The sequence below is a fragment of the Paenibacillus sp. yr247 genome (genome assembly GCF_900103825.1).
Lineage (GTDB): Bacteria > Bacillota > Bacilli > Paenibacillales > NBRC-103111 > Paenibacillus_E.
Map to the genome: position 1 here is coordinate 1 of NZ_FNIF01000047.1, position 13,964 is coordinate 13,964.

The window sequence follows — 13,964 nt, forward strand, 5'->3', positions numbered from 1 at the left end:
GCTCATTCAACTAACAGAAAACGTTAGTTGCATAGAGACAGACAAACAAAGCAGGCGCCGTGGCGACCTGCTTTGTTTATTAAGGTAAAGGGCAGAATAGTTCCAATATGTGGCAACATATAATTGGTAATAAATAATGGACTCTGGTGAAAACAAAGGTCTGCAAAGGGAGTGCTACTGTGATTTTAATTTTGTAGCTAACAAAAAATAGGGAGGAGGATTAATTACCTCAGCATGGTATAATATGTAAGTCCATTCTAAGAGATGAGGTGAATAGACCATGACTGATTATACGAAAAGTAACCGCGTGCATTGGAACGCCCGCACCGCCGTCAATGCCGCCAGATACGATATCGCTGGGTTCAAAGTAGGCAAATCCACTCTGAATCTGATTGAACTCGAGGAACTGAACGATGTAGCGGGTAAGTCGATGCTGCACCTCCAATGCCATTTTGGTTTGGATACGCTCTCCTGGGCTCGTCTTGGTGCTCACGTTACCGGGGTAGATTTTTCCGAGGATGCAATCGCGCTCGCCGAGCGTTTAACTCAGGCAACAGGTTTAGACGCGCGTTTTATATGCACGGATATCTATAAGTTGCCTCAGGTACTCGAAGATAAATTCGATATTATCTATACGACAGGCGGTGTCTTGTTTTGGCTCTCCGATCTGGGTCAGTGGGCGAAGATCATCGCGCATTTCCTCAAACCAGGTGGCATCTTGTACCTACAGGAGGAGCATCCGTTTCTCAATGTCTTTGATGATTCTGCCGATGTAACGGATTTGCACACGCGTTACCCATACTTTCATACGGAGCAACCCATTCGGATCGAGGGTTTTCTGCCTTTTTCCGATCCTGCGGCCAATCAGCGGAGCGTCGAGTATTCCTGGAGTTTTAGTTTCAGCGATATCGTGAACGCCTTGATCGCTGCCGGCTTGCGCTTGGACTATCTTCATGAGTTCTCCCATGGGAGCAACCGACGTTTCCCGTTCATGGTGCAGAGCGAAGAGGGGCGATGGCGATGGAAAGACTCCACCAACGATATTCCACTTACGTTCTCGTTGCAGGCCACAAAGGGATGATGAAAGTATCAAAGTGCGCCCTCGTATCCCCAGTGGTGTGATCAAGCAGCAGCCAAACCAAATGAAAATGCTTTAAGCTAACGAAGAACTATAGTTCAACCATAAAGGCTGCCTATCTGTGATATGCTCCCCGAATAGTAGACAGGTGAAATAATAAAAACCTGCTGCAATGAGGGGAGCATTTTCATGTCTAAAATTCAATACCGTGCTGAAGAGAAACTCGCCATTATCGAAGAGATCGGCTGTGGCGAACTTGGCATCATGGCCGCTGCGTACAAATATGGGATTTCAAAAACAACCTTGGTTAAATGGCGTCAGCGGTATGAAGTCTATGGCTTGGAAGGATTAGAGGTTCAAACTGAGAACCGCAGCTACTCCGCAGAACTGAAGCTTCAGGCGGTGATGGATTACCTCGACGGACATTTATCTCAATACCAAATCATTGACAAATATAAGATTGCAAGTCGGACGCAGCTTTCCGACTGGGTGAAGAAGTATAATAATCATAGCAGCTTAAATGCCTACAATGAGGGAGCAAAGGCTATGACGAAGAGACGTTCTACAACTTGGCAGGAACGACTGGAGATTGTTCAATCCTGCCTCACACATAACCATGACTACGGGAAGACAGCGGAGCAGCATCAGGTCTCCTACCAACAGGTCTACCAGTGGGTGAAGAAATACCAGAACGGCGGGCAGGATGCCCTACAGGATGGCCGGGGGCGAAAAAAGGCAGATGAGGAGTTAACCGACGCAGACCACCAAAAGCTTGCGATGAAGAAGCTGGAGGCTGAAAATGAGCATCTACGGACAGAGATTGCATTCTTAAAAAAGTTAGAGGAACTCGAAAGAAGGCGACGCTAAGTTCAATCCGACAGGAGAATATCTATCTTACGATTCAAGTCTTTCAGCAGGAAACCAAATCCAGCGTGAAGGTGCTATGTGAAATTGCAGAGATTCCACGTTCCAGCTATTACAAATGGCTACAACGCAAACCTAGTGCTCGTGAACTGGCAAACCAACAACTCACAGAAGCGATGCTCTTGTTGCACGAAAAAGTTGGCGGCATCTATGGATACCGTCGACTAACCCTTCATTTACGCCGACAAACGCAGCAACAGATCAACCATAAACGCATCCAGCGTCTTATGGGACTTAAGGGAATTCAGTCGGTGATTCGCAGAAAGCGAAAGAAATATGCACCGTCATCTCCTCAGCACATCGCAGAGAATCTGTTAAACCGTAAGTTCCACGCCGAAACACCAAATGAGAAATGGTTAACTGATGTCACGGAATTCAAATATGGACATGGTCAAAAGGCGTATTTAAGTGCCATTTTAGACCTCTATGATAATACAATTGTCTCCTACGTACTGGGGAAATCCAATAACAACAGTCTCGTGTTCCAAACCTTAAAATTGGCGATGCAAACGGCCACAAACAGCACGCCTATGCTTCATAGTGACCGTGGTTTTCAGTATACCTCGCTAAGCTTTAAGAAGCTCCTGGAAGGCAAGATCGTACAGAGCATGTCTCGAGTTGGCAGATGCATTGATAACGGCCCCATGGAATCCTTCTGGGGAACCCTTAAATGTGAGAAGTATTATTTGCGTCGTGTATATCCAACCTTCGAAGAACTTCAAAAGGACATCGATACCTACATTCATTTTTACAATAACGAGCGCTTGCAGGCAAAACTAAACGGCCTTAGTCCAATGGAATTCAGGACCAAGGCCGCTTAACTGATTTTTATTATTTGTAGTGTCTACTTGACGGGGGGCAGTTCAGAATACAATTTCCAAAGGTTTTGCTGCTGTTTTGCTTTTAAAGGCTTTAAAAGGGGTGGACTTTTAAAAACTTATATTTTTGATGATGGAAAATACAATCATATAATGTGTAACAATATAATATTTTTTATTGTGACACAAGGGATTTTCCTTGCTTATTGACATATGTATAAAATACTCTGTAATCTACATATTCACAAACGCTAGAAAACGATAGTAATTCCGCTACATTCTATGGGTTGTGACACAATAGATTCATATCTATTTAGAGATAGCATAAAGCTGTCTTTTTTTGTCGTTTGTTGTCGCCCGGTTTTAGCCCAGCAAAAGACCGATAGTAGCATTGTCATCGGGTGTACCAAGCCAATAGCCGTAAGATAGGGCCACTTCAACAAAATGTTGCAAAGCCGCCGGCTCGGGAGGACCCGGTGGCACGGAATCGGCCGGGCGGCCGATTTCATTAAAAAATTCCCCCATTTTCACCGTCGATGCAATCAGCAAGGTTACATTTTCACTCGTGGAGTTCCTCCAAGCGTGTTTCCGGTTTCCCGGAATATCAAGTGTATCGCCGACCCGATATACAGTCCATTTATCTCCTGTCCAGGCTTCAATCTCCCCAGAAAGAACAAAGAAGGTTTCGCGATCCTCATGACTGTGAATAGGCACGAAAACGCCAGGCCCAACCTCGCCCTTCATCAGGCAGTAGGTCTGATCGTCCGATAACTCCGTTAAGTGCTGAATGCGCGGTCCAAGTACATCCAAAACTTCTGACATAGAATATTCTCCCTTATAAAGTATAATTTTTGACACTGGTACGCTTTGTTAGGATTGGTACAATTGATGATAACGCGAGCAGGATAAGGGTGACTTCATATACTCATAAAGGGGTTGTATGTTGAGCGCTGCGCTTTTTCGTAAATAACCGGTCAACCGAAACCGCCGATTGCTCAGCAACAATCAAGTACAGCAGAATCAAAATAAAGCCGATATCTACCTCATACCCCGTCGTTTGGATGCTGCTAACAAGTGGGGCAGATAGTTTCGCCGAGAATATAGCTCCGATCATCAAGATGATAAGCAACGCAGATACATAACGAGTAAACAATCCCAAAATCAGCAAAGCTCCGCCCACGAGCTCAAGCGTCGCGACGACATAAGCCAAAAATCCCGGAAGGCCCAGCGAAATGAACCATGCTTCTACATTGTTAAGTCCAATTTGACACTTGACGACTCCATGAGCTAAGAATATGACGCCCATCACCACACGCATTACAGTGGATACAACTGCTGTCCTAGTCATTCTTTTCTCTCCTCTTATACGTAAAAGTTTTACATCATTACGACGATTTTGCCTCTTACATGCCGCTGCGCCAATCGACCCAGCGCTTCCGGAATTTCCTCCAGCGAGATGGTCTCCCTAACCATCGGATCGATTGTGCCCTCCAGCATGAGCCGCAGAAACTCGTCGCCCATTCTCGCCAAATCTTCTTCCTCTTTGCGGCTGCCGCCGCCGTGTGCGCCGTTAAGCATCAATTTATGAATCGTAAACGATTTGTCGAAAGGTAGAAAATCGGCGACGACCTCCGGCGCCCCTGCGACGCAGGCGAGCTGGCCGCCGAACGAAAGCGCCGTCAGATCGCTTTGGGCAGTCGCGCGGTTGACCGTGTTCAGAATAAGCTCGGCCCCTTCGCCGCCCGTCAACTCCATAATGCGAGAGACGACATCTTCTCGGTTGTAATCGATAACGTCGTCTGCACCGAGCCGTTTCACATAATCGAAACTGGCCGCCGAAGCGCTTGTCATGATGCGCGACGCTCCGATCGCCTTCGCGAGCTGGATCGCATAGCCGCCTACCCCGCCGGCTCCGGCATGGATGAAGACGGTTTGGCCCTGCCGAATGTTCATTTTGCGGACTAACGTCTGATATGCGGTTAAGCCCGCGCACGGGAAAGCGGCCGCGTTGACGAATGAGATCGGTTCCGGAATTGCGGAAACAGTATGCGCCGTCGTGACGGCATACTCGGCATAGCCGCCGTGCTTCTTTGCATCGCCGTGATAGACGACTCGGTCGCCAGATATCCAGGTCGTTACACCCGGACCTACTGCATCCACGATTCCGGCGACATCGACACCGGGGACAAACGGATACGTCCAGGCGGGAAGACCGTTCGCAAGCACTTTATAGTCGACCGGATTAAGTGACGCTGCCTGAACGCGCACGCGAATTTCGCCCGGACCCGGCTCTGGAACCGGTAGCTCCATGAGCGCAAGCGTATCCGGCTTGCCCGGTTGGTTAACTGCCATTGCCTTCATTGTTACCAACCGCCTTTAGAGAGAAAGTGTTACTGCTGTTAAAAGCAAGATGAACCGCCATAGCCTTCCCCAAAAAGCCGACCGTTAAAATTTTTACCTTTAGCGTTGCTGCAATCAAAAAAATAGCGAAGATTACGGATAAAACCCACGTCCCCTAGGTGTTCAATATGGAACTCTGACGAGGATCATTTTATTTGGCGTCTAATTCGGCGACGGTATTAGCGATGGCAGTGTACGGATCGAGGGCGGCATATTCCGCCTGAACCCTTTGAGCATTGTTCAAGTAACTCGGGTCCGAGAGCACGTTCTCGACAGCCTCGCGGATGGCAGCCGGGGTCGGTTTTTGGGTCTTGAGATTGATCGCGGCGCCTGTATGGGCGGTGCGGGCGTTGCCCTCGAGCTTGTCTTCGGTTTCACCCGCCAATACCATCGGCACTCCGAAACTTAGGGCTTGCTGCGTCCCGCCAAATCCGCCGTTCGTGACGAGCACGCTGGTGTGCGGGAGGAGATCAACGAAGGGTACGAATTCCACTACGCGGGCGTTGGCGGGTACGTTCTTGATCTCGGTTTTGCTGCCTGTCGCCGCGATGACGAGAACCGGCAGGTCGGCAAGCGCTTCTAGAGTCGGCTCGATTAGATGGCTGAAGTCGGTGTTCGCTACGGTGCCCTGGGTTACGACAACCACTTTGTTGGCAGCCAAGACATCGGGCCACCACTCCGGCAGTTGGGCTTCGACGGAAGCCGGGGTCGGGAGCGCACCGATGAAGCGGACGGACGCAGGCAGGTCCGAGCGCTTATAGCTGAGCTCTTCGACGGAGAGCTGAAGATAGCTGTCCGCGCGAGCGGGGGTGTCAAAGAAGAACGGGATCTCCTCGGTTGCGCCGAGATCGTTCAGCACCTTCTCATAGAGCTTCTGTGTCTCGCCAAAAATGGTGTCCTTCATCAATGCGTTGTGGGCGATGTTGCGCGCGCGTCCCTCTTCCGAGCTGTCCGGCTCGAGTCCCATACCAAACGGCGCGGCGTCGATGCTCGAGAACATCAGCGGTACGACGCCTACGACGATAAATCCTTTCGCTCTCACGCCGGTTGCGCCGAGCAGAGCGGGTGCAAGCCCGTTGATGGCAAATAAGGTCTCCGATAGCACGACAGCTTGGTCGTCACTGTATTTCGCCAGTACACGCTGAAGCGTTGTGTACTGGTCGGCCATGGATCCGATGAAGTAACGCTGCGTGTCGTAGTTGGCTTGGTCCAGACCTTGGAGGGCGAGCCGCTCGGGGTCGTTGAAGTCCTCTGGTTTGAGGTCGGCGGAACCTAAGAATGGCACGAATGCGGCGCCAGTCTTCTCAACGGCCTCCTTGAAAATGGTACCGGTAATGATGCTAACCTCATGGCCGCGGTGGATGAGGTCTTTCGCTATGGATAGCATGGGTGAGACATGGCCATATATACTCGTAACGGGGATGATGACTTTGGTCATTGTTGAGCCTCTTTCTATTGCCATAAGGGCAATCTGTTAATCCCGATGACTTACCTATCATCATCGGGACTTCCTTGTGGTTCTTGAGTTATTTCGAGTCTGCTTCAGCCGAACGATCATACCATGCGTTGAGTTCTTCAAGTCGTTTGTTATAAGCATCGCGAATCGTGTAAGCAGCTTGAGAACCAACCGGAAGCCGCAGCGGGACATTGCCGCTTTTGATTATGGAAATGATATATTGCACCGCTTTGGCCGGTTCGCCGATCTTGATGTCCGATAGTCCTTTTTCATAAGCTTCGTAATACGGAATGTACTCCGGCTTTTTCTCAGTCTGCTCCAACGAGTGTCCGAGAAACTCGGTTGCGAACACAGCCGGCTCCACGATCGTCGTCTTGATCCCGAAGCTTGCGAATTCCTTCGCGAATGCTTCAGAGAAGCCTTCGAGTGCAAACTTGGAAGCAGCGTAAAGGCTGAACGGCGGAAAGGACACAGCTCCGAAGAAAGACGAAAAATTAATGTAGTATCCCGATCCCTGACGCTTGAACACGGGAAGTGTCGCGCGAATGACATTCAGTACGCCAAATACATTGACGTCGAACTGTTTCCTGATTTGTTCTTCCGTATATTCCTCGAGCATGCCGAAAAGTCCGTATCCCGCATTATTCACGACAATATCGATTTTTCCGAATACGTTAACGGCTTCTTGAACGGCGGCTTGAATTTGGTCCTCCTTGGTAACGTCCAGGGCAGCAAGATGGACACGATCCGGTGCCAACGCTTTAAAGTCCTGAATGGCGTCGAGTTTGCGTGCTGTAGCGACTACTTTATCTCCAGCTTGAACGAGCTGCTCCACAAAATGGTGGCCGAATCCTGTCGAAGTTCCTGTAATAAACCATACTTTACTCATCTTTTCTTTTCTCCTTTTACTTGAGATCGATCGGTTATCTTGCTTGTTACAGTCTTATGATATTTTTTGTTATCAACTGCCTGATGAATTGAAATTACTCTTGAAATCTCAAAATAAATCCGACCGTTCGTTTTTAATTATACAAGATTAATTTCGGTTGTCAATATACAGGTTCGCGAACTGAACTCTTTATCTGTTGATTAACCTCGCGGCGGTTGAATCGATAGCAGAATTCATTAGATACAATTGCAAGTGCTTCGAATAAGTCCGTGAAAAGTACCGCTGATTAAATCTTTAGCGTTGGAAATGACTATATGAAGCAGCCATTTGAGATGATCCGGATTTTCTACAGGGTTAAACGATGAGAAATGTTATACTCTAAAATTTTGATGATATTTAAAAGGAGATGATTACAATATGAACGAATTGTTGGAACTTACGGTAAAAACACACGGTGGCTTGGATCGCTGGAAGAAATTTTCGAAAGTAAACGCCCACGTAGTCCCCGGAGGAGTGCTCTGGCATCTCAAAGGGAACCCTGGTCTTTTGGACGATTACAACCTTGAGGTCAGCACATACGAACAACACGTGATTTTCACTGGTTTCTCTGCAGCAGATAGACGCAGTATTTATACTAAGGATAGGGTTTCTGTAGAGAGCATGATCACCGGCGAGACAATTTTTAGCCGTGACAATCCACGCGCTTCATTTGTTGGTCATGTTCTGGAAACGCCGTGGGACGAGATGCATGTGGCATATTTCGCAAGTTATGCTATGTGGTTGTATTTAACTCAGCCATTACTTTTTTGCTCAATCTAATTTCATTGACAAGGATAAGCAGAGAGGTATAATAAAAACGAACAATTGGTCTTGAATAGATGGTGTGTTGATAAACAACGTTGTTCTTAGAGGCTTAATCAAAACTAGAGGGTGATTGCGATTAGAAAAGGTGAAATTACAAAAAAACATATAATTGAACAAGCCGCAAAACTGATGAATCAAAAAGGTTTTATATCTACTTCACTTTCTGAAATCGTGGAAGTAACCGGGATGCAAAAGGGAGGAATTTATAACCACTTTAAAGATAAAGAAGAAATAACATTACAAGCTTTTGATCAATGTTGTAACCTAATGCGACAGTACATTGAAAGCGAACTCCTTTTGAAGTCATCTGCAAAAGACCGTATTTTAGCTTTTATTGAAGCATATTGCTCATTTAGTGATTATTCTTCCCTGCCGGGAGGATGTGCGATTATGAATGCGGGTGTCGAAGCAGATGATGGAGAATCGCCAAAACTGCTGGAAAAAGTACAGATCGAGATGCATTATTTAATTAAGTTTCTTGAAGACATAATAAAGAATGGAATCGAAAACAAAGAATTTCATGCCGAGGTAGACCCTCAAAAGACAGCAACGCTGATAATGTCTTCTATTGAGGGAGGTATTCTTTTAAGACAAATATTTGCCGAGCGGTCGTATATTTTAACGGTGAAAAATCATTTATTATTCTATATAAATCATAAGCTCTCTATTTAAGTAAACAAATATAATTAAATTGTAAATATTTGGTATGTGCAAAATCAATGAATACCGCAGTTACGAAGTGCCAAGCTAGTTGTAGGTACTTAGATTATCACAATTGTGTCGATGACTATTACAGTATTTCGTCGGACTTCACAAAGCTTGTCGGCCATAGGTATACAATGTTTTGACATATTTGGATCAACCTAACCAGCTGCTGCGACAAGCAAGCGGCTTATTTTGTTTTCCAAAAAAACAAGCCACCGGCAAGGTAGGGTAAAGAAAGAGGACGCTCCCTCCAAGGCAATAACTAGGGAGAAGAGTATTCTAATATTAATGATATTTTTAAAGAATGTAAATAATGGTAATAATAAGGATTGGAATATTGTATGTCAGAAATCTGGCTAAGTATGAATTCTAAGGAGAGTTTGTTTCGATACTTGGGCTGTTGAGGATCTTAAGAGAGAGGGAGGGGAGATATTGTTGAAATATATACCAGTTGAGATTGGGTTGCGTGCGGGCAAAAGAAGTTCTATATCTCAGAGACGACTATCGTTATGTGTTGGCACCTGGTTCGGGTAACCGTGTAACTACAGCTCGAGTATATGACTTTGCTCAAAAGATACGAGATATCTATAAAAATGAATGGGCCACCGGCAGAGGTATTTAATGCGGCATGTAGGGAAATACACCTTGATTTCGATTCATCATTAAACTAACGGGGAACGATAGTTGAGGAGCTTGTCATCGTGGCAGCTCCTCTTTGGATTGTTGAAGTAAATGGCAGGATAATGAAATTATTCGTATTATACATTAGTGGAACTACGTTACTCTTTCCTACTTCCAAGCCACTTAGGTCAGGGGTTTAATCGTTAGTTTAGTCACGTCTGGCATGAGCGAGTTTGAGCGTTAAGCTTTGTGCCCATTTCAGGAATAGAGCGCCGACGACCAAATATCCGAAGTATGCATAGTAATTAATTCTATAACGATATGTATAGCTTTGAGCCTCATTCTCAACCTTACTTTGAAGTTCTTTCAATTTTTCTGCTGAAACCGTCCCTTTACTCGTTTCTTCACGAATCAAGCTGTCCCATTTTTCACTATCGGCAGTGGTAATCGCCTTCATCTTAACCTTATTGGAATTGTATTTACCTCAATTACTATTCTTATAAAATATCCAACTAACTTAGATTCGGTAAACGAATCAACATTTAGTATTTATACCCATTATGGAGAATTTAGACGTTCTTCTTCTGAAGATTATTTTAAGGTTAGTGCTATTGCCCGTAGTAAAGAGGGAATAAATTCGCAAACAGAAGTATTATTTCTTGACGTTGGAACTTTCGTAAAAATTGGGAGGAAGTAAGGATACTATTTGCATTGCTGGTCAATTACACTTAATGGATTCCGCTAACGAGGAACTATAGTTTAATCACTACATGACGGCAGCCTGCACACGATCGGCTGCCTTGTCTGTTGAAGTAAACGGGCAGTATACAGCAATAGGAAATTAGTGGTAATCTAGTTTTGTTAATTTAAATAGGGGAGGACGATGAAGTGGCTCCAAAACATATAGTTTCTGCGGCAACAATTGTAGTTAATGAGCGTAACGAAATACTATTGATAAAAGGACCTAAACGAGGATGGGAAATGCCAGGAGGGCAGGTTGAAGAGGGTGAATCATTGAAAGATGCAGCGATAAGGGAAACAAAGGAAGAGAGCGGTATAGATATAGAAGTGACAAAGTTTTGTGGTGTTTTTCAAAATGTAAGTAGTAGTATTTGCAACACTTTATTTTTAGGCAGACCAGTCGGAGGAGAATTAACAACTACCCCTGAGTCTTTAGAAGTAGGATTTTTTCCAATCGAAACAGCATTAGAGATGGTAAATTGGGGAAATTTCAAGCAAAGAATTGAGCTTTGCTTGAATGAAGAACTTCATCCTTTTTATGTTGAATTTTCCATTCCGCTTAAGGATTGCTAGAGCGCCATAAGTTTTTTCCTTCGGATTGCGGTTAACCTACCGGAAAACGATAGCGTGGAGTTGCCAAAGGGCGGCTCCTTTTTGATGTTCATTAAAGTAACGGTTAGATTTGATTAATAGAAATTATAGAAGCTGCCGAACACCGGCGGCTTCATTTGGCTAGGGAAGTGGAAAAAGTTGCGGTTATTTGCTTCCTAATTTCAGGACATTAGGGAATGAAGGAATTTGCAATGGAGTAACGGATAATTGATATTTAAATTCCAATATTTGGATGTTGATGAAATGGAATTAAAAGTTGAACGTTTAGATTTTGTAATGGCTGACATTTCTGAGTAAAGATTTCAGAAGATTAAAGCTGAAGAATTAAATTTTGACAATGTCAATTTGGCAAAAACGCAAATTAATAATGCAAATATGAGAGGGATGGCGTTAAACGATGTGAATATGTCCGAAGTTAGAATTTCGGATGCTAATCTCTCAGGTGCTGAAATCAAAAATGTCAATTTTAGTTATGCTGTTATTGACCATGTTCATTTATTTGGTACTGAATTTCGTAATGTTATTCTTCCTATGGAGGGTGATGGTAATTACAATTCCAATGGTGAATATAAACCAGTTAGCTTTATCAATTGTGACTTATCTAACGGTCAATTAACAAATTGTAATTTAGCAAATCTGGATATTCGCGATTGTGATATATCTGGATTGAAGATAAACGGGATGTTACTAGAAGACTTAATTAATAAAAAGTAAAAGATGAATCATGATTTCCTAACGGGGTATGTTAGAAAAAAAATCAGCGAGGCGTCCGACACAACTTTTCGGTCGCCTCGCTGACTAACTGGCAGGATGACGCAGGAAATTTATTCCTATGTGTTGAAAGTTATACGGGTTCATAATTGAAAATAAATGAGGTGTGTTTTTTTGAATGTTTTGACCGGAATCGATGTACATTGCTTTGACTATAGAAAAAGCCAAGTTGAACCCGGATGGATTCAACTTGGCTTTTAGTGCTTATTGAGCTGGGATCATCGGATGACTACTGTGCAGAGTCGGTGATCCTATTGCTGCCGGTTCCAATACGGCTTCATATTTGGATGAAATATATGCAACGGCTTTCGGGACTGTGATCATATCGGCATACATTTGGTCCGGCTTCGGGTCCTGCAGCGTATAGCGAATCACTGCTCGTCCGTCCTGTCCGAAACTGATGCTGTCGATCGCAATGGCGTACCCTGCATCAGGCTTTTCGCCGCGGGACAGCGTCACCTTGTTCACATCGTCGTTCACTTTCTCTACCGACAACTCAATTTTCTCCGACTGAACCGGCTTTTGCGCTTGCTCTAGGACTTTGATGGCGTTATAAATCCAAGCCGCAGCCTCGCCGCGAGTGAGCTCGCTCTTCGGGCTGAATTTTCCGTCTTTGTCCAACGCGACGACGTTGTAATGCACAAGACGCTGAATGCTTCCTTGAAGCTCAGGAGTGATTTGATCCCCGTCCTTGATTTCCACGAACATTTTCACCATGGGCAAGTTCGCCTTCCTTCCCAAGGCGCCGTCCAGCATGTGTGCAAACTGCTCGCGCGTCATGACGGCGTTCGGATTGACGTCTTTCGGGATATCGACGCCGTTGAAATGAGCGCGAACGAATGCATCCGCATACCAAGAGTCATTCTGAATATTCGAGAAGAAGTCCGAAGCGGCGGGCATTTTCATGAAACGCATCAGATCCAAATTATGACCGAATGCTTTTACGATCAATTGTACGCCCTGCGCATAGCTGATCGTTCCTTTCGGTGCAAAATGCTCCGAATCCATTCCGCTGACGATTCCTCGATCCGTCAACTCTTTTACTACGGCGGATTGGCTGTCGTCCACATCCGTGAAAGCAAACGCCGTCCCTACAAATAAACTGCTTGCCAAAACTGCAGTGGAGAGTACTGCTACTGTCTTTTTCACTTTTGGTTCCTCCTAGTTTTTTTTCTCGATGTTTTCGAGAGTTATTTTTATAACGTTGCGTACTCTTCAAATGTTGCAAAGCTAAAAAAAACTACGACGGAATAACCAACGCACTGTACTTTTCCTCGAGTTGTTTCAGGTAACTTTCTGGGGTTCGACGGAAACGTCGACGTAATACACTATCGCTAAGACGTGCATTTCATTGTGCTCGTTGTTCTTTATATCTTTCATAAGGAACCAGACTGAGTCGAACAGAAAGGTCTTTTTGCTTGAGGGCATCGTCCACGAGTACGATATAGTCTCCGTTGCGAAGAATATATTCATTCCAGTTTCTTCGGCTTTGTCATAGGGCGGTGGCGAGTCTTAGTTTGCCTGTAAAATCGCTCGTGATCGTTGTTGGTGAGGGGAAGAAAGGAGAAGTCGTAGCACGAGATAATCCTAGAGATATTAAAAATTTTATGATCTTTATGTGTAGGGAGCTCGAAGAAAGTGGCGAAAACGAACTTGTGGAGTAAATCCAATCCTGGATAAGTACCTCACATACAACTTCATCAGAGTTTTTGGGGGAATTACTCAAACCCGTGGAGAAAATAATGGCAAATAGTAAGGTACCGGAACCTGCTCCCATTGATTAAGGATGTTCAGCTACTGCTTAAAGATAACTCATTAGAGTATATTGTTCTTGATTATCCTTTTGCTTATTTGCACAATGAAATGCGTGAATATATTGATATGACTATTTATATTGACACTCCACTGGATATTGCTATGGCTAGACGAATTCTAAGAAATTACAAGGAGAATCCCATTGAAGATATACGTAATGATTTAACAAATTATTTAGTAAGAGGAAGAGCGGCTTATTTGGAAATGGAAAGGACAGTTAAACCAAATTCAGACATTGTTATTCAGGGGTATTTCAATCCATCCTTCATT

Annotated in this window: 13 protein-coding genes and 2 pseudogenes; 7 read left to right on the forward strand and 8 right to left on the reverse strand. The window is 44.8% G+C overall.

Annotated elements, in window-relative coordinates; all coding sequences use genetic code 11:
- Nucleotides 1-280 precede the first annotated feature (280 nt).
- Nucleotides 281-1,081 carry a class I SAM-dependent methyltransferase gene (locus BLT91_RS29305; RefSeq protein ID WP_090827676.1) on the forward strand — a complete coding sequence of 267 codons (801 nt, stop codon included), beginning with the start codon at nt 281-283 and terminating at the stop codon, nt 1,079-1,081.
- A 186-nt stretch (nt 1,082-1,267) separates the two neighbouring features.
- A protein-coding gene (locus tag BLT91_RS29310) for an IS3 family transposase (protein WP_090827678.1) occupies nt 1,268-2,823 on the forward strand; the annotation gives its coding sequence in 2 pieces (ribosomal slippage) (nt 1,268-1,907 and nt 1,907-2,823; 1,557 coding nt in all).
- A gap of 360 nt (nt 2,824-3,183) precedes the next feature.
- Here the strand turns inward: BLT91_RS29310 and BLT91_RS29315 are convergent.
- The 6 genes and pseudogenes from BLT91_RS29315 to BLT91_RS31065 all read right to left on the reverse strand — a co-directional run.
- The gene (locus tag BLT91_RS29315) at nt 3,184-3,678 is read right to left on the reverse strand and encodes a cupin domain-containing protein (protein WP_175532593.1); all 495 of its coding nucleotides are present in this window, start codon (nt 3,676-3,678) and stop codon (nt 3,184-3,186) included.
- A 67-nt stretch (nt 3,679-3,745) separates the two neighbouring features.
- Nucleotides 3,746-4,168, reverse strand: coding sequence for a DoxX family protein (locus BLT91_RS29320; protein WP_090827682.1), 423 nt, complete (start codon nt 4,166-4,168; stop codon nt 3,746-3,748).
- 29 nt (nt 4,169-4,197) lie between these two features.
- The gene (locus BLT91_RS29325) at nt 4,198-5,181 is read right to left on the reverse strand and encodes a zinc-binding dehydrogenase (protein ID WP_090827683.1); all 984 of its coding nucleotides are present in this window, start codon (nt 5,179-5,181) and stop codon (nt 4,198-4,200) included.
- Between the two features lie 190 nt (nt 5,182-5,371).
- Nucleotides 5,372-6,658, reverse strand: a complete 1,287-nt coding sequence (locus BLT91_RS29330) for a nucleotide disphospho-sugar-binding domain-containing protein (protein WP_175532594.1) — start codon at nt 6,656-6,658, stop codon at nt 5,372-5,374.
- A gap of 88 nt (nt 6,659-6,746) precedes the next feature.
- On the reverse strand, nt 6,747-7,565 hold the full coding sequence (locus tag BLT91_RS29335) for an SDR family NAD(P)-dependent oxidoreductase (protein ID WP_090827687.1): 819 nt from the start codon (nt 7,563-7,565) through the stop codon (nt 6,747-6,749).
- A gap of 205 nt (nt 7,566-7,770) precedes the next feature.
- A pseudogene (locus BLT91_RS31065) lies at nt 7,771-7,924 on the reverse strand (transposase); the annotation flags it as partial.
- Nucleotides 7,925-7,982: 58 nt separating this feature from the next.
- Here BLT91_RS31065 and BLT91_RS29340 point away from each other — a divergent pair.
- Nucleotides 7,983-8,384 carry a hypothetical protein gene (locus tag BLT91_RS29340; protein WP_090827689.1) on the forward strand — a complete coding sequence of 134 codons (402 nt, stop codon included), beginning with the start codon at nt 7,983-7,985 and terminating at the stop codon, nt 8,382-8,384.
- Nucleotides 8,385-8,495: 111 nt separating this feature from the next.
- Nucleotides 8,496-9,101 (forward strand): TetR/AcrR family transcriptional regulator, encoded by a 606-nt coding sequence (locus BLT91_RS29345; RefSeq protein WP_090827691.1) that lies wholly within the window; start codon nt 8,496-8,498, stop codon nt 9,099-9,101.
- Between the two features lie 862 nt (nt 9,102-9,963).
- On the opposite strand, the gene BLT91_RS29350 is transcribed toward BLT91_RS29345, so the two are convergent.
- Nucleotides 9,964-10,212 carry a hypothetical protein gene (locus BLT91_RS29350; protein WP_090827693.1) on the reverse strand — a complete coding sequence of 83 codons (249 nt, stop codon included), beginning with the start codon at nt 10,210-10,212 and terminating at the stop codon, nt 9,964-9,966.
- A gap of 431 nt (nt 10,213-10,643) precedes the next feature.
- On the opposite strand from BLT91_RS29350, the gene BLT91_RS29355 reads away from it, so the two are divergent.
- Together BLT91_RS29355 and BLT91_RS29360 are read left to right on the forward strand one after the other, a co-directional pair.
- On the forward strand, nt 10,644-11,069 hold the full coding sequence (locus BLT91_RS29355; protein ID WP_090827695.1) for an NUDIX hydrolase: 426 nt from the start codon (nt 10,644-10,646) through the stop codon (nt 11,067-11,069).
- 348 nt (nt 11,070-11,417) lie between these two features.
- A complete protein-coding gene (locus BLT91_RS29360; protein WP_302847576.1) occupies nt 11,418-11,822 on the forward strand; it encodes a pentapeptide repeat-containing protein in 405 nt (134 codons plus the stop codon).
- A 261-nt stretch (nt 11,823-12,083) separates the two neighbouring features.
- On the opposite strand, the gene BLT91_RS29365 is transcribed toward BLT91_RS29360, so the two are convergent.
- On the reverse strand, nt 12,084-13,028 hold the full coding sequence (locus BLT91_RS29365) for an S-layer homology domain-containing protein (protein WP_090827696.1): 945 nt from the start codon (nt 13,026-13,028) through the stop codon (nt 12,084-12,086).
- Nucleotides 13,029-13,652: 624 nt separating this feature from the next.
- On the opposite strand from BLT91_RS29365, the pseudogene BLT91_RS29370 reads away from it, so the two are divergent.
- A pseudogene (locus BLT91_RS29370) lies at nt 13,653-13,964 on the forward strand (hypothetical protein); the annotation flags it as partial.

What these genes read in the sequence shown, in the direction of transcription:
- BLT91_RS29305 (WP_090827676.1), top strand. Translation starts at nt 281, where the DNA reads ATGACTGATTATACGAAAAGTAACCGCGTGCATTGGAACGCCCGCACC.
- BLT91_RS29320 (WP_090827682.1), bottom strand. Translation starts at nt 4,168, where the DNA reads ATGACTAGGACAGCAGTTGTATCCACTGTAATGCGTGTGGTGATGGGC.
- BLT91_RS29325 (WP_090827683.1), bottom strand. Translation starts at nt 5,181, where the DNA reads ATGAAGGCAATGGCAGTTAACCAACCGGGCAAGCCGGATACGCTTGCG.
- BLT91_RS29330 (WP_175532594.1), bottom strand. Translation starts at nt 6,658, where the DNA reads ATGACCAAAGTCATCATCCCCGTTACGAGTATATATGGCCATGTCTCA.
- BLT91_RS29335 (WP_090827687.1), bottom strand. Translation starts at nt 7,565, where the DNA reads ATGAGTAAAGTATGGTTTATTACAGGAACTTCGACAGGATTCGGCCAC.
- BLT91_RS29340 (WP_090827689.1), top strand. Translation starts at nt 7,983, where the DNA reads ATGAACGAATTGTTGGAACTTACGGTAAAAACACACGGTGGCTTGGAT.
- BLT91_RS29350 (WP_090827693.1), bottom strand. Translation starts at nt 10,212, where the DNA reads ATGAAGGCGATTACCACTGCCGATAGTGAAAAATGGGACAGCTTGATT.